Raw genomic sequence first — 15,690 nt, 5'->3', positions numbered from 1 at the left:
ATATTAAGGGGGTATTAATGTGGTACAAACAGTAGCATGGGTTACAAGTCTGTTTTTTATGATAGTTGTTGCAGCTGTTTTTCTGATCGTAGTTATTAAATCGAAGGAAAAAAGAGATTATGAACCTATTAAAAAGAAATGGTACAAAGCACGTACGTTTTATGCTACGATACTAGTTATTTTCTTTATAGTTGTTACTATTTATACGTTACGTGAATTACCATATGATCAACCTGTTTATGGTGAAGAAATCAAACCCACAATTGTCGATGTAGAAGCATTACAGTTTGGGTGGAAAATGAGTGAGACGGAATTTAAAGTGGGTGAACCAATAGAGTTTCATGTGACGAGTGGAGATGTTACACATGGTTTCGGTATCTATGATGAAAATATGAATTTAATTGCTCAAACACAAGCAATGCCTGCGTACACAAATAAAGTATATACAACGTTTGATGAACCAGGTACGTATGAAATTTTATGTCTTGAATATTGTGGATTAGGTCATCATGTAATGATTGGAAAACTAGAAGTGACGGAATAAAAAAGTGGGGTGTTTGGAGATGACGACAATTGTGGATAAAGGTGAATTAAAATCAAGAAATAGTATGATAGCAACGTATTTAGTTATAGGTGGAGCTGTTATTGCTGTAATGATGATTTTTGGTGTTCTCATGCTTTTGGCTCAGGGGGGCGTGTTAGACCTATCACCAGCTGCATTTTATCAATTTTTAACGATACATGGTACTGGGATGATAGGTGCAGCGGCTTTGGCAGCAGTTGGATTGATGTGGTATTTTTTAAGAGATTATGTTGAACTTTCAAAAAAGGTATTTACCTGGAATCTAATCCTATTTTTAATAGCACTTGTAATGATTATCGTTGGTGTATTTTCATTTGAATATGCTAGTGCATGGACATTTCTGTATCCGCTCCCAGCGTTATCAGCAGGGGCATGGGGAATTATTGGAGCATTACTTTATCTCGGTGGGATGTTAGTTCTTGGTACGGGATTCTTGTTATTATATATTGATACTGGAAGAGCTATTATTAGGAAATATGGAAGCCTTGGAAAAGGGTTAGGTTGGGATGTTATATCTGGGAAAAAGGACGTAAAAGATGCACCTCCAGCAACAGTAATAGCAAGCACAATGGTGACAATAGTAAATACGACAGCGATTGTTGCAGGGGCAGTTGTATTGATAATGAATGTAATCAACGTTATTAACCCAGCATTTACATTCGATCCATTATTAGCAAAAAATTTAACCTATGCTTTTGGACATATCTTCGCTAATGCAATTATCTATATGGGCGTTATTGTAGTTTATGAAATTCTACCACGTTACACGAATCGTAAATGGGCAGTAAATAAATCATTTTTAATTGCATGGACAATGTCGACAGCGTTTACACTCGTTATTTATACACATCACATGCTTATGGATTCTGTCATGCCAAAATGGATGTTAATTATGGGTCAAGCATTATCTTATGCAAATGGCATCCCTGTTCTTGTTGTCACAGCTTATGGTGCATTAATGATTGTTTATAAATCTGGGATCAAGTGGGATATGGCATCAGGATTAGCTTTCTTGTCTATGTTTGGTTGGTCAGTAGGAGTAGTACCTGCTATTGTTGATGCAACAATTGTTGTTAACCATGTGATGCATAATACGAAATGGGTACCAGGACATTTTCATATGTACATGGGATTAGGTGCTGTAGTGATGCTGTTCGCGTTTATGTATTATCTTGCTAAGGTGGACAGTAACTTGAAGCCAAATGGTTTAGATAAGTTGGCTTTTGTGTGTTATACGCTTGCTATGATTTCGATTAGTGCTCAATTTTTAGTTTCAGGTGCGATAAGTACTCCAAGAAGGTGGGCAACACATTTTCCAGAATGGATGGGCCCAGCACTTTTTGGTGCAATTGCTGGAGTGTTCTTAGTTATTGCGACAAGCATTTTTATTACCCACTTTATTCGCTACATAATAGTAAGAAATAAAACGGGAAGCGATTTTTATGAGAGAAAATTGGCGTAATACAGTTGCAGTGTTTATAAGCATTATTCTTGGAAGTGTATTGATTTATATCGGTACAGATGGATTTCGAGCGTTTACTGCAGAAGCTGCAAGAACCTATAAGTTGGTTCAGGAACAGCCCGAATTTCCAAGTGTGACATTGGAAGATAGCAAAGAAAGAGTATATCCGTTTTCGGAGTTTGAAGGGAAATATGTTTTACTCACGTTTATTTATACAGCTTGTACGGATATTTGCCCAAAGTTAGAGATGAACCTTGCTGAAGTGTATAATCAAATACCTAATAAATATATTGGTGATGATATTCAATTTTTAAGTATAAGCTTTGACCCTACGAGAGATGATCCAGCTACTTTGAAAAAATATAGTTCTCATTTTGATAGTGATGAAGAAACATGGAGAATGGCAAGAGTTGTTGATACTACTGAATTAAATGAGCTTTTACGAAAATTTGGTGTAATTGTAATTCCAGATGGAAGTGGTGGATTCTCGCATAACTCTGCTTTTTATCTAGTTGACAAAAATGGGAAGTTGCTAGATGTGATGGATTATACAAAAATAGATGAAGCTACCGATGAGATATTGAATGTGCTTGAAACAGAAGGGTAGGGGTAAATAATGAAAAAAACAGGATTTGCTTTTGTCTTGTACATTTTAATGATTATTTCTCCGATAAGAAATTTCATAGAATCTATTATGATTGCTCATATGTTAATACAACTACCGCTTCTAATCTTTGTGGGATGGCTAATCGGGCATTTTATAGTAGAAAAATTCCATAGTCTTTTTAATAGCTGGAATATAAATGGTGTGCCAGGTATGATAATCGTAGTGTTTATTACAATGTATTGGATGATTCCAAGAACTTTAGATGAGGCACTTACTATAGGTTTTATGGAGGTATTTAAATTTACTAGCTTACCAGTTGCTGGCGTTATATTGTTTGATAGTTGGAGGAGAATAGGAGACTTAGGAAAAAGTTTTATATTCCTAAACTATCTATCAATGTTTGGTTTAATGGCATGGTTATATATAGATTCTCCTATTCAGATTTGTAATAATTACTTAACAGGCCAGCAAAGGATTCTAGGTTGGGGCTTCTTGATAATAACACTTGCAATGGCGCTCTATACTATTCAAAGTGTTTTTACCGACCATTCAGAAGAAAACGTACTCTAGCATGTAAAATGTAGGGGGCTGGGATAAAACGAAAACCTTCCAATCAAAAGACGAATATTATAGCATAGGAATCTCGGAATGTTAACTTTCTACAATTGAATGTTATTTCATAGTTGATATAAATAGTGGACTTATTTAATTCAGTATTGTGTGAAGCACATCGTTCCGGAAACACACTTCGCTTTCCACGGGCGGCTGGTGAGCCTACTACGTGCTATCGCACTCCATAGTCTCACCTAGGCCTGTCCTCCCGTAGGAGTCTTCGTGTGTTTCCTCCACTGAGTTTAAGTTACTAACCATTATCTCCTTTGATACGGAAAGTCAAAAAGCATCGTACTACTTCACTAGTCTGGGTGAGTGTAGGGCGGTGACTCCTGCGGGAATAGCACGTGTCCGAAGACCCCGCAGCGGCGTTTTTTCCGCGAGGAGGGCTGAGGCCGTGCCCGCGGAAAGCATCCGCCTGGAGCGATCCCAGACGGCGAGATGTGCTCCGATTTAAGATAATCTAAATTAAGTTAGTTCGAAGTTTATACAAAGTCCTCCATTAATTTGAATTTAATGGAGGACTTAAACTTATAGTTCGGATTTTTCTTTACTAAATTTCTTTTGTCCCAGCCTATTTATTTTCGCTCTTTCCTAAAAGAATGTTGAACGCCTCAAATGCGCGAGTGAACACCCTAATGGGGAAGAGGGAATGCAATTAGAAAGCACATTTACCTCACAGAGTATATCAACTACTGGCCAAGAATCAATAAAAATTACAAAAAAGCCTGTATTTTTAATTAGATACTGTAACTTTAGAATTAATGATGCAACCATGGTACAATTAAGAAATAGAAGAATCATATTTTGGCAATATAGCCTTTTAAAAGGATGAGAATTAGTGAGTAAATCGCCTTTGGTACAGCAACGAAATAACATGACTTTAAAGACTTTAATAAGAGACATAAAGTCACTAATAAAATTTGGTGTGTTAATCGCAAATGTCTTACCTGTTATTGCGGGATTTTGGTTAGCACTCTATTTTACAGGGTCTACCTTCATGGATTATTGGCAAGCTTTTTTGTTAGTCACGATCGGTAGTACATTGGTGATGGCTGGAGCACTAATTATTAATAACTGGTTTGATATCGATATCGATACCGTAATGGAAAGAACCAAAAGTCGTCCAACGGTTACTGGACACTTTTCACTTACGACAGTTTTAACAATCGGAATTATTACTACAATAGTAGGGTTTATTTTATTATTATTTACTACATTAGAGGCGACAATCTACTCTTTTATTGGTTGGTTTACCTACGTGTTTTTATACACGATGTGGTCAAAGCGAAGATATACGCTTAACACAATTGTTGGGAGTGTATCAGGTGCAGTCACTCCTTTAATGGGGTGGGCAGTAGTTGATTCCGCTTTTCATATTATACCAATTACGATGTTTATGGTTTTATTTATATGGCAAGTTCCGCATACATTTGCAACAGCAATGAAGAAATGTGAAGAATATCGAGCTGCAGGCATTCCAATGCTTCCTGTTGTGTATGGTTTTGATGTTACAAAGCGACAAATGGTTATTTATATTGCCTGTCTACTTCCATTGCCTTTTTTAATGATTTCATTAGGCACATTGTTTGTTACAATTATAACGATACTTAATATTGCTTGGATAATCTTGGGAATTGCTGGTTTATATATAAAAGATGATTTAAAATGGGCCCATTGGAATTTCTTATATTCCGTAAATTATTTGGCTATTTTCTTCTTATTGACGATGATTGTAACAATTTAGATGCAGATATGTAAGAATGTAAAAAGCGCTGAGTATCAGCGCTTTTTTAGCTATTGTTGTAATCAGGATGTTGTTCATTCAGAGAAGTGAAAGTGTAATTGATCTTTATCTGTTTCCTATTTAAATATTACAGCCAAGCTGCTCCAACGATGATTAGTAGGATAAACAGCACAACGATTAAAGCAAAGCTGTTGCCACCGCCGTAGCCACCGCCGTAGCCACCGCCATAGCCGCCACCATAGCCGTATCCGCCGAATCCACAGTTACCAAAACCCATATAGAATAACCTCCTTAAAATTTTGATTGATTTTTAAATATCTTAATAACCTACGTAGGCAGACCCTACTATGATTAATAAGATAAACAAAACAACGAGTAAAGCGAAGCCTCCACCGAAGCCAGCTCCTTCTACATGTTCACTCATTAAATATCACCTCCAAAGTGACTTACACAATAATATATGTGAAGAATGATGTGATGTTATAGGTTTTCCCCCAGATAAAGCTAAATTGGGCGATTGTGAATGAAAGAATACTACTAGCTTGAATGATTTGAAAGTAAGCTATTTGCTTAGCTTGCTAGTATTTAGGCTTGTAATCTTCAACCTCTCGAACTACCGAATAATGAATTTTACGTGCCGTTAATCGTCTAGAAAATTTCTTCATAAAATACATTTTCAGACATATTTATAATCTGAGAAGAAAAAAATATCTTATTACTTTCCTTCATGATGAATCTCAAGAACTGCTAATTGATGCACTAATTTTATTGGTTAAGCTTAGTGTGATTATGCCATCTTCTCCTGAAACAGAAGGCATTTTATCGAATTTAATGCAATTTATGAAATCCAACAATTGGACATATAATGGTTGAATAGAATTATCAATCTCAATCACTTCTGTAACAGGTACTAGCATCCGACTTGTGTCCTCTATAATAAAACGTGTAATTTTAACAGTGCTATTTAAAATATCTGCATCAATATAAGCGTCTTCTGTGAGGATTCGAATGTTTCTAATTTTTTTCCTGGATTTAAAACTTGCTGTTAGGTTAGCGGTTACTCCTTGTTTGGACTTCGTAATAGCAACAGCATGTTTTGGTGTACCATTAATGACTTTTCCAAGTGCATAAATCTCCAAAATACTATCGTTTATAAGTTTGTTCAAAATATAAAGGTCATGAATCATTAGGTCTTTTACTACATCAACATTTTTAAGTCTATCGTCATAAGGGCTCATTCTCTGATGATCTAATCCTAAAATCTTTTCATTTTCTAACACTTTCGAAAGGAATTGAATTAATGGATTGAAAAGCTCAATATGTCCTACTTGAATTTTAACTCCTGCTTTATTTGCTTTTTTGAGCAAATCTTTAGCCTGCTCGACTGTACTGGTAATTGGTTTCTCCATCAACATGTGAACATTGTGTTGGATACAAAGCAGACCAACATCATAATGAAATTCAGTTGGTACAGCAATGCTGACAGCATCAACAGATTGAAGAAGGAAATCAATAGAATGAAATGGTTTTACATGATACTTTTTAGCAATCTCATTTCTTCTTAAATCATCAGTATCATAAATACCGACAAGTTCGCAATGATTATGGAGTGATAAGTAAGTTCGTATATGATTTTCCCCCATATTTCCAGTTCCAATCACACCTATTTTCATAAATGATCTCCTCACTTTTATTAGCTACTAATTTATACTATGCTTCTACAAATAATCGATATAGACTAGGATAATAAGAAAATAAATTTGGCTTTTTTCCTATTAAAATAAAATGATAGTAATTTTTGAGGAAAGGAGTTGTAGAATTGCTTAATATATTGCTAATAGCAGAGGATACATCCAAATTGCTGAATAAAAATTTCTACTACTTAGAAAATGAACTATCTAATTTAGCAAACCTAACGTTGTGGAGAAAACAGGGTCATATTAGTCATATTTTGAAGCAAATACCCACACGTCCAGATTTTATATTGCTGTTTAATGATATTGATACACAAATGACGCCTATGATTAAAGGACTTGCTAATATCGACATTTCTACAGGTCTATTCGTAACAGATGTTCATCGATTTATTAGTTTGAGAAGAAATTATATTGATAAAAATAAAATATCTAATATTTTTACAGTTGCTCGAGACAAATTTATGGAAATTTATCCAGAATACAAAAATAAAATGATATGGTTACCGAACTTTGTGAATACAGAATTATATAAGGATTATGGTTTAAAAAAGGAGCTTAATTTCTTAATGATGGGAGCTGTTAATGATACTTATCCATTAAGGCAAACAATATGCAACACCTATAAAAACGATAAAAATTTTGTTTATCACAATCACCCAGGTTATCGAACTTTAAGAAATAAAGAAAAAGAGCAAAGTTTCATAGGTGATAAGTATGCAAAAGAAATTAACCGAGCGAAATTATTTTTTACATGCCCATCGATTTACAATTATCCTGTGATGAAGTATTTTGAAGTGCTTGCTTGTCGTACACTTCTGTTAGCACCAACCTTCAAAGAATTAGAGGATCTTGGATTTATTCCCGGAAAACATTTCGTACCTATCGATAAAAAGAATTTTAAAGATAAGGCTACTTATTATTTAGTGAATGATAGAGAGAGAGAAAAAATAGTTGAAGAAGGTTATCGATTTATACATGGAAACCATTCTGTTAAACAACGAGCTAAGCAGATAATCCAGAAAATTGAAAGTATTGTTAAATAGAGAGGAGAGATTTTACTTGTCAATTATTCCTGAAAGTGCACAATTAGGAATCCATGTTGTAATTGAAAAGGATGTAAAGATTGGAGAGAATGTTGTGATTGGTCACAATTCAACGATTCTGCAAGGCAGTGAAATTGGTGACAATGTTATTATCGGTAATAATTGTGTGTTGGGTATTGAACCTGCTGTTAACTTAAGAATGCGAAAAACGAAAAAGAATAATAATAAGTTAGTTATTCATTCTGGAGCCCGAATAGGAAATTTGGTTTCTATTTATTCTAGTACTGTAATTGGGAAGTCTGTATTTATAGGAGATCATGCGAGTGTTAGAGAGAATGTTACGATAGGTGATGAAACAATAGTTGGAAGAGCGGCTATTGTTGAATTAAATACAAAAATCGGTAAAAATTGTACCATTCAAACACTGGCATATGTAACCGGTGATAGTATACTAGAGGACAATGTTTTCATTGGTCCTTGTGTATCAATGTCAAATGATAAGTACATGGGTGCTAAGTCCTATGATTTAAAAGGACCGCATATAAAAAAAGGCTCAAAAATTGGGAACAATGCATCACTGCTACCAGGTGTAACAATTGGCGAAAATACGATAGTTGGAGCCGGAGCAGTAGTTACTAAAAATATAGAAGATAACATTACTGTTGCAGGAGTACCAGCGAAGAAAATCAACACCTAAATGATTATAAATACTGACTCTTCACTTTTCACCGTGCCCTAAGGTGCGCGTACTGCCAGTAGCGGAATCAAGCGCAGCACTTACTGCGAAGTTTATATCAACGACAAGCTAAAGTGAATTACTTGAAACAAGCCATTGACATGTCATGGCTTGTTTTCTTTATTGGATTTGCGTGGAAGTTTTAAAGGAGTAGTGACTGAAAAGAACGAGAAAGAATAGGATAAAACAGGTAGTAATCTGGCTTTATTTTGTCTGAAATAGAAACTTCGAAACAAAAGTTAAAACATAAATGTATTTATCGGAGAAAGGTTGAATTGCTGTGAGGAAAAAGGTATGCATGGTTATTGCACACCATCCATTTTTGGATGCTAGAATTTTTAAAAAGGAAGCAAAAAGTTTAGTGAAAAAGGGACATCGTGTAACGATGATTGTTCCGAGAAACAATGGAAAGCTACTAGACATTGATGGTACCCCTTTTAATAATCGATTTAGGGAAAAAGTTTTTACCCATGAGGGAATCAGAATTGTGACATACAACTCGGAGATTGCGATGCAAGGGTTAAATAAAGTCTTAGCTGATGAAGCGGTATGGAACAGAGAAGGATTTAACAATCAATTAACACAACTGGCTATACAAGAGGATGCTGATATTTATCATACGCATGAGTTTCTTTCTCTATTTGCTGGAATTGGTGTAAAACGTTTGATGAAAAGTAGAAGGGGAAAAAATATAAAGTTAATTTATGATAGCCATGAACTAACACCAGATCCTTTAGATCCAAGATACACAATAGAAAGAAGGGATCTTCTAAAGGAAAAGCTATTGACGATGCTAAATGAAGTGGATTATATAATTACTGTTTCTGATGCGATAAAATCTTGGTATCTCTCTCATAAACCCGAATTACCTGTGGAAGTAATCTATAATTCACCGCCCCTCGCTAAAAATTACGTACCCAAAGATAATGATAAAGAAGGGTTAACAATCGGTTATGTCGGTAACTTTTATGATAACAAAGGTAGTGGTGAGAAACTTATTGATATAGCAGAATCTTGCTCAAAACAAATGGATTTTCAATGCAAAATTATTGGGGGAAGTCGTTTTGGTAGTTCATTGAAAATACCAAAACATCTAGAAAGTAATATAAAATCAACTGGATGGGTTGAATTTGGTACGATTCCAGAACATTTAAAAGAGGTTGATATTGGTTGGATTGACTTAGAAAATGTAGATCAATCTCTTAATAACAATTATGCAATGCCGAATAAATTCTTTAGCTATCTTAATAATGGTATACCTGTCTTAGTGAATAAGTGTCAAGAAATGGCGGAATTCATACGTAGATATAAATGTGGTTATGTGATTGATAAATACAATGCAACATCCCAAGATTATAAGGATGCATTAGTATATCTTAATGAAAACAAAAAAGAGCTAAAGGAAATGAGTCAAAATGGCCGAAAAGTAATGGAAAATTTATATTCCTGGGAAAAAATGGAAGTACGATTAATTAATGTTTATAATAAACTACAGGGAATCTAATGACAAGACTTACAATGTAGCACAAAATCTACTCTAGCATAATGCATTTGTAAAAGATATGTCCTAAAAGTCCGGTAAAAATGACACATCGAGAAAGGGATACTTCGACTAGTACCGACACGTCCTTAGTCGCTGTTAGAATAAATAAGCAAAAATGAGGTGGATCAACTCACCTCATTTTTGCTTATTTGGAGATCTAATAACGAATTGTTGAAATTTGGGAATTTGAGGTTATGATGGGGGTAAAGTGTTGTGTTGTACTATTTAACCAATGTCTCGACTATTTTTTGTGCGGTATTACCGTCCCCGAAGATAGGCGGAGAATCCCTCGGTATTTTTAGGTTCTTAACAGTATTTAATATTTCTTTTTTATTCGTACCTACTAAGTGATTCCAACCGGTTTGAATCGTTTCTACCCACTCCGATTCATTTCGGAGTGTAATACAAGGGACACGAAGCATATAGGCTTCTTTCTGTAGCCCACCTGAGTCAGTTAAAATTATTTTTGCATTAGAAGAAATTGCTAACATATCAAAGTAATTTAACGGTTCTACTATTTTAATATGAGGTTTAGAAATTAAATGATTTAATTTATAGTGACTTATTTTATTTTTGGTCCTAGGATGTAGTGGTAGGATTACGTCCATATCTAACTGTCTAAGTGCTTCTAGAATGGCCTCTAACCGTTCAGGATTATCTGTATTTTCTGCTCGGTGAATGGTTGCTAGATAATAATTATTCTCAGATTGTGATAGATCTTTTAGAATGGTAGATTTCTGTATAGCATGAGATTTAAAGTGTAGAACAGAGTCATACATGATATCTCCTGTCAGGTATACATTTTTATCGATTCCTTCATTCTTTAAGTTATCAGTTGCAGCTTGAGAGGGGCAAAATAGCCAGTGAGACAGGTGGTCTGTAACAATGCGATTAATTTCCTCAGGCATTTTTTTATTAAAACTTCGTAAACCTGACTCTACATGGGCTATAGGTATATGAAGTTTTGCTGCTGCTAAGCTCCCCGCAAGTGTAGAATTTGTGTCTCCGTATACTAATACGATATCGGGTTTTTCTGAAATCATCACTCTCTCTAACTCTGATAACATTTTTCCTGTTTGTAGACCGTGAGTACCTGAACCAATTCCAAGATAGTAATCTGGTTTAGGGAGATTTAACTGGTCAAAAAAAACAGTAGACATTTTATCATCATAATGTTGCCCCGTGTGAACGATGATTTCCGTTACGTCTGTATTTAAGTTTATAGCTTTTGATAGCATACATGCTTTTATAAATTGCGGTCTTGCTCCTAAAACGGTTAAGATTTTCATTGTTCTTTCCTTTCCATTCTTATTATACCGAGTTAGCGGAGGAGTAGGATCATACAAAACAAGCTAATCAGACGTTTGTTTATCCTACCTAATGAATACGCATTTCTAGCCAATTAACTGTATTCGTTATCCCGTCTTTAAAAGGTGTTTTTTTCGTTTGCCCAACCATATGATGCAATTTTTCTACCGAGCCTCTATGGCTTTGAACATCTGCAGTTCGCGCAGGTTTTTTAAGAACCTTCCCATTATAATTCATAACATCAATTATATTTTCTACTACCGTTTTAATTGTAGTTTGTTGGTCTGTTGTAATATTTACACTTTCACCTGGTGAGATAATAGGAAAGACCTTTAAAACAATATCAGCTGTGTCTTCAACGTATATAAAATCTCTTGTTTGTTTTCCATCGCCATGAATTTCTGGTGCTTCTCCTTCTAAAATTTTTTTAATGGTAATGGGAATTACCCCAGCCATTTCTCCTTCAAAGTTTTGCCTCGGACCATAATTGTTAAAAGGACGTACAATAAATGCATCTAAATGAAACATTCTTACATATGATTGCAGCATTAAATCAGCTGCTGCTTTTCCAGCTGCATAGGTTGTTAGCGGAGCAAGGGGATGCTCTTCATCCATCGGTTGGTATTGTGCAGAACCATAAGCCTCTGAAGAAGAATAGTGACATAATGTTTGAAATGCCTTTTTTCTTTGGAGTTCTAATAAGTTCTTTAAGACGATTACATTCGTTAGATAAGCATTAGAAGGGTTGATAAAGGAATAATTTAATGGTTTGGTTGCACAGTTAAATACTATTTTAATCTTGTATTTCTCTATAATATATTCAAGTGCTTCTTGATTTTCTGCATCATCTACATGTAGAATTGCTCCTTTACGTATAGCCTCATTTAAATTTTCTTTATTTCCGATAAATAGATTATCAATGATGATAACTTTTTTAGCTCCCTCTGATAATAGTTTATCTACCAGATGACTTCCGATAAAACCGGCACCTCCCACAACTAAAATGGAGTTATTCTTAATAGATTCTCGCATTACGCTTTGTCCATTCCTTTCTACTTTCGTATTAATAGTTCAATCGAGATTGCCCACCATCTACTGTTACCGTAGTTCCTATAATCCATGAGGCTTTATCTGATGCTAAAAAAGCTGCTACATTACCAATTTCTTCTGGTTTTCCTAGTCTTCCACCTGGTATTCGATCTTGAGCATATTTTTTTAAATAATCGGGGTCATGTTTTAACCTGCGTTCCCATTCATCATTCGGATGGTAAGTGGCTCCAGGAGCAATTCCGACTACACGTATATTATTTTTTATTGCCTCGGTACTAAATGCTTTTGTAAAACTAATTAAAGCAGCCTTAGAAGTATTATAAGAAGGGGAACCACCTGATTCTTTTCCGTATATGGAAGAAATATTTATGATGACACCTTCTCCATTTTCTATCATTGATTTATTCGATAATTGACTTAAATGCACAGCAGTTATGAAATTTAACTCCATGGTTTCTTCAAAAATATTTACTGGTGTATTGATAACGGATTCTCTATGGCTAGCCCCTACATTATTAACAAGAATATCAATGCTATTAAAATCTGCTATAAATTCTTGTATTAATCGTTCTCTATTCTTATATTCTGAAAGATCTATTTGGTATATTTGAACGCCTAGTTCTTCTTTTATTTCATTAAGTTCTTCTATATTTCTAGCTACAATTCCAACATGTGCTCCTTCATTGACAAAAGCTGTGGCTATTGCCTTACCAATACCTCTCGATCCACCAGTTACTAATACATTTTTTCCCTTTAAATTTAGATCCATCTATTTCTACCTCCTTCTATTTGCTCATGTAGAAGTTATATCTATCTCGCACTTTACTAATCAACCGAGTAGAGGAGAAAAATACCTTCCTTGAGGTTTGCTGATATTTACATTTGTATGAATAATTTGGAGATGTTGTTAATACGTTATAACTAGGTTTTAGATAAAATAGACTTGAACACTTTAGAATTAATAAAAAGACCCAGCAGTATAAAATGATTGGGAGAGTAGTGATGGTGAAAAATGTTTGCTTTTTAGTATCCGAACATCCTTTTTTAGATTCGAGAATTTTTAAGAAAGAAGCAAAGAGCTTATTGAAACAAGGTTATAATGTAACAATGATTGTGCCGAGGAAAGATGGGTATTTATTTGATGTGGATGGAAGTATTTTTGAGAATAGATTTCTATCTCAACAATTTACGTATGAAGGAATTAAGATTGTGACATATGAACAAATATACCCAGAAAAACAAATGAAGAAGCTTTACCATAATCTTCACTCCGGAAGTGAACATCAATTTACGGATTCGCTAACACAACTAGGAATCTTAGAGAAGGCAGATATTTATCATGCCCACGAGTTTTATTCACTGTATTCTGGAATAGGAATTAAACGTGCGTTAACTAAAGTCGGAAAACAATGTAAAGTAATCTATGACAGCCATGAACTTGATGTTGATCCATTAGTGGTTCAAGCTAAAAATATCATTGATTTTAAAACGAAAATGCTAAAATTAATGCTAAAAGAAACAGACTATGTCATAACGGTCTCAGAATCGATAAAAACATGGTTCCTCTCAATTGATTCCCATCCACCAATTGAAGTAATTTATAATTCACCCCCATTAGCTATTGAATACGAAGCAAAGCAGGCAAATAAACCTGGACTCCTTCTTGCATACGAAGGAGTGATAAGCCAAAAAAGGGTAAACTTTAAAAAAATAGTGAATATATTGGAGTTATGTAATAAAGCATTTGATTTAAAAGTGAAAATTATTGGAGGAAGGAAGTCAAATAACAATCAGGAATTACCTATCCCACCTCATTTAAAGGATAAAATAGAGTTTACTGGTTGGGTAAATTACCAATCCATCCCTAACGTTATGAAAGATGTAGATTTAGGTTGGGTGGATTTGGATGTAACTTCTTCAATGAATAATCAGTATGCAATGCCAAATAAGTTCTTTAGTTATTTAAATAATGGTGTACCTGTCTTAGTGAATGAGTGCAAAGATATGGAAAGTTTCATTAATCAGCATAAATGTGGGTGTGTTGTTAAGAAGTTAGAAGCTACTGCTAAGGATTATTCTCATGCTTTGATGGATCTTCATGCCAATCGAAGTAAAATTCGTGATATGGGTTTTCAAGCACGAAAGATAATGGAGTCAGCGTTCAGTTGGGAACATATGGAAAAGAGACTCTACGCTGTTTATAATCAGTTATTCGAAAGTAATTAAAGGAAGGACAGATACATTTGAGAGTACTGCATATTTCTTATGGTTCTCCTATGATTGAATTATCGAAGGCGCTACGAGTAAAAGGTATTCAATCGACATCTTGTCATTTTGATGAGCACCCTTTTAAATTTAAACCCGATATAAATTTGAAACTAAATGTATTACCAAAGCAAGAGCGACATAAAAAGCTAGAACAGTTCTTTCAAGGATCGATACCGAAGTATGATATTTTTCATTTTCACTTTGGTGAAACATTTTATCCTGATAAAAGAGATCTAGAAATTCTGCAACAAGCAGGAAAGAAAATGGTTGTCCACCATCACGGTTCTGATATTCGTCTACAGTCAGTTGCTAAAAAAAATAATCCATATGTGAATATAAAACCCGAGTGGACAGAAGGAAAAATAAATAACAATCTTACTACTTTATCAAAATATATTGATCACGCGATTGTCCAAGACTACGAATTAGAGGAGTATATTTTAAACGCTTATAAGCATGTCCACGTTATTCCTCATGCGATAGATGTTGCCCAGTATGCACCCCGATACCCGCAAATGAACAGCGCTTCTCCCTTGGTTGTACACGCTCCATCTTCCCGAAATATGAAAGGTACAGAATTCATATTAAAAGCAGTTGATGAATTGAAACAATCAGGGTTATCCTTTCAATTTAAATTAATAGAAGGGTTATCAAACGTTGAAGTTAAACATCTTCTAGCTAAATCCGATATTGTCATCGATCAGTTAAGAATTGGATCGAGTGGGTTTGTTACTTCAGAGGCGATGGCTTACGGGAAACCGGTGATTTGTTATATCAGGGATGACTTGGTCAAGAAATATCCTCCGGAGTTTCCGATTGTGAATGCTAACCCCACTAATATCAAAAGTGTCTTACAGAATCTAATTACAAATCCCCTTAAGAGAAACGAACTAGGGAAGAAAGGTAGAAGATATACGAAAATCTATCATGATGCTTTAGTAGTGGCTAAGAAATACATTGAAATTTACAATAGCTTATAGCATTTTAATTAAAAGGATTGGTCCAATAAGTCCAGTCAATCATACCCTCACTTT

Annotated in this window: 15 protein-coding genes and 1 pseudogene; 10 read left to right on the top strand and 6 right to left on the bottom strand. The window is 34.7% G+C overall.

The window, feature by feature from the left end:
• Positions 1-19 precede the first annotated feature (19 nt).
• The 5 genes from D8M05_RS03965 (at position 20) to cyoE (ending at position 5,011) form a co-directional block, all read left to right on the top strand.
• Positions 20-544, top strand: coding sequence for a cupredoxin domain-containing protein (locus tag D8M05_RS03965; RefSeq protein ID WP_121128867.1), 525 nt, complete (start codon positions 20-22; stop codon positions 542-544).
• A 19-nt stretch (positions 545-563) separates the two neighbouring features.
• On the top strand, positions 564-2,045 hold the full coding sequence (locus D8M05_RS03960; protein WP_183072695.1) for a cbb3-type cytochrome c oxidase subunit I: 1,482 nt from the start codon (positions 564-566) through the stop codon (positions 2,043-2,045).
• Positions 2,026-2,652 carry an SCO family protein gene (locus D8M05_RS03955; RefSeq protein WP_121128865.1) on the top strand — a complete coding sequence of 209 codons (627 nt, stop codon included), beginning with the start codon at positions 2,026-2,028 and terminating at the stop codon, positions 2,650-2,652. Before D8M05_RS03960 ends, D8M05_RS03955 begins: the two co-directional genes overlap by 20 nt.
• 9 nt (positions 2,653-2,661) lie before the next feature.
• Positions 2,662-3,222, top strand: coding sequence for a hypothetical protein (locus D8M05_RS03950; RefSeq protein WP_121128862.1), 561 nt, complete (start codon positions 2,662-2,664; stop codon positions 3,220-3,222).
• A gap of 883 nt (positions 3,223-4,105) precedes the next feature.
• Complete coding sequence (cyoE, locus tag D8M05_RS03940) at positions 4,106-5,011, top strand: heme o synthase (protein ID WP_342772234.1); 906 nt, start codon at positions 4,106-4,108, stop codon at positions 5,009-5,011.
• A gap of 127 nt (positions 5,012-5,138) precedes the next feature.
• Here the strand turns inward: cyoE and D8M05_RS20875 are convergent.
• From D8M05_RS20875 to D8M05_RS03925, 3 genes and pseudogenes are all read right to left on the bottom strand, one after another.
• Positions 5,139-5,222: pseudogene (locus D8M05_RS20875) on the bottom strand (YjcZ family sporulation protein); the annotation flags it as partial.
• A gap of 108 nt (positions 5,223-5,330) precedes the next feature.
• Positions 5,331-5,435, bottom strand: a complete 105-nt coding sequence (locus tag D8M05_RS03930) for a YjcZ family sporulation protein (protein WP_121128856.1) — start codon at positions 5,433-5,435, stop codon at positions 5,331-5,333.
• 313 nt (positions 5,436-5,748) lie between these two features.
• A complete protein-coding gene (locus tag D8M05_RS03925; RefSeq protein ID WP_121128854.1) occupies positions 5,749-6,684 on the bottom strand; it encodes a Gfo/Idh/MocA family protein in 936 nt (311 codons plus the stop codon).
• 146 nt (positions 6,685-6,830) lie between these two features.
• Between D8M05_RS03925 and D8M05_RS03920 the strand changes: the two genes are divergently transcribed.
• From D8M05_RS03920 to D8M05_RS03910, 3 genes are all read left to right on the top strand, one after another.
• Positions 6,831-7,751, top strand: a complete 921-nt coding sequence (locus D8M05_RS03920; RefSeq protein ID WP_121128852.1) for a glycosyltransferase — start codon at positions 6,831-6,833, stop codon at positions 7,749-7,751.
• Positions 7,752-7,767: 16 nt separating this feature from the next.
• Positions 7,768-8,448 carry an N-acetyltransferase gene (locus D8M05_RS03915; protein WP_245985182.1) on the top strand — a complete coding sequence of 227 codons (681 nt, stop codon included), beginning with the start codon at positions 7,768-7,770 and terminating at the stop codon, positions 8,446-8,448.
• 319 nt (positions 8,449-8,767) lie between these two features.
• The gene (locus D8M05_RS03910) at positions 8,768-9,991 is read left to right on the top strand and encodes a glycosyltransferase (protein ID WP_245985181.1); all 1,224 of its coding nucleotides are present in this window, start codon (positions 8,768-8,770) and stop codon (positions 9,989-9,991) included.
• Positions 9,992-10,251: 260 nt separating this feature from the next.
• Here the strand turns inward: D8M05_RS03910 and wecB are convergent, their stop codons facing one another.
• From wecB to D8M05_RS03895, 3 genes are all read right to left on the bottom strand, one after another.
• On the bottom strand, positions 10,252-11,319 hold the full coding sequence (wecB, locus tag D8M05_RS03905) for a non-hydrolyzing UDP-N-acetylglucosamine 2-epimerase (RefSeq protein WP_121128846.1): 1,068 nt from the start codon (positions 11,317-11,319) through the stop codon (positions 10,252-10,254).
• 88 nt (positions 11,320-11,407) lie between these two features.
• Positions 11,408-12,370, bottom strand: a complete 963-nt coding sequence (locus D8M05_RS03900) for a dTDP-glucose 4,6-dehydratase (protein ID WP_121128844.1) — start codon at positions 12,368-12,370, stop codon at positions 11,408-11,410.
• Positions 12,371-12,401: 31 nt separating this feature from the next.
• The gene (locus tag D8M05_RS03895; protein WP_121128842.1) at positions 12,402-13,157 is read right to left on the bottom strand and encodes an SDR family NAD(P)-dependent oxidoreductase; all 756 of its coding nucleotides are present in this window, start codon (positions 13,155-13,157) and stop codon (positions 12,402-12,404) included.
• Positions 13,158-13,390: 233 nt separating this feature from the next.
• Here D8M05_RS03895 and D8M05_RS03890 point away from each other — a divergent pair, with 233 nt between their 5' ends.
• Complete coding sequence (locus tag D8M05_RS03890) at positions 13,391-14,614, top strand: glycosyltransferase (RefSeq protein ID WP_245985180.1); 1,224 nt, start codon at positions 13,391-13,393, stop codon at positions 14,612-14,614.
• Between the two features lie 17 nt (positions 14,615-14,631).
• On the top strand, positions 14,632-15,636 hold the full coding sequence (locus D8M05_RS03885; protein WP_121128840.1) for a glycosyltransferase family 4 protein: 1,005 nt from the start codon (positions 14,632-14,634) through the stop codon (positions 15,634-15,636).
• Positions 15,637-15,690: the final 54 nt, after the last annotated feature.

The organism is Oceanobacillus bengalensis (assembly GCF_003628445.1).
GTDB classification, from domain to species: Bacteria; Bacillota; Bacilli; order Bacillales; family Amphibacillaceae; genus Oceanobacillus; species Oceanobacillus bengalensis.
Note: the sequence above shows the minus strand (reverse complement) of the source record. Positions and strands in the feature narration are given on the sequence as shown.

Bases quoted from the DNA above. Each gene is read 5' to 3' on its own strand.
- D8M05_RS03960 (WP_183072695.1), top strand. From the start codon at position 564: ATGACGACAATTGTGGATAAAGGTGAATTAAAATCAAGAAATAGTATG.
- D8M05_RS03955 (WP_121128865.1), top strand. From the start codon at position 2,026: ATGAGAGAAAATTGGCGTAATACAGTTGCAGTGTTTATAAGCATTATT.
- D8M05_RS03930 (WP_121128856.1), bottom strand. From the start codon at position 5,435: ATGAGTGAACATGTAGAAGGAGCTGGCTTCGGTGGAGGCTTCGCTTTA.
- D8M05_RS03890 (WP_245985180.1), top strand. From the start codon at position 13,391: ATGGTGAAAAATGTTTGCTTTTTAGTATCCGAACATCCTTTTTTAGAT.
- D8M05_RS03925 (WP_121128854.1), bottom strand. From the start codon at position 6,684: ATGAAAATAGGTGTGATTGGAACTGGAAATATGGGGGAAAATCATATA.
- D8M05_RS03950 (WP_121128862.1), top strand. From the start codon at position 2,662: ATGAAAAAAACAGGATTTGCTTTTGTCTTGTACATTTTAATGATTATT.
- D8M05_RS03895 (WP_121128842.1), bottom strand. From the start codon at position 13,157: ATGGATCTAAATTTAAAGGGAAAAAATGTATTAGTAACTGGTGGATCG.
- D8M05_RS03900 (WP_121128844.1), bottom strand. From the start codon at position 12,370: ATGCGAGAATCTATTAAGAATAACTCCATTTTAGTTGTGGGAGGTGCC.
- wecB (WP_121128846.1), bottom strand. From the start codon at position 11,319: ATGAAAATCTTAACCGTTTTAGGAGCAAGACCGCAATTTATAAAAGCA.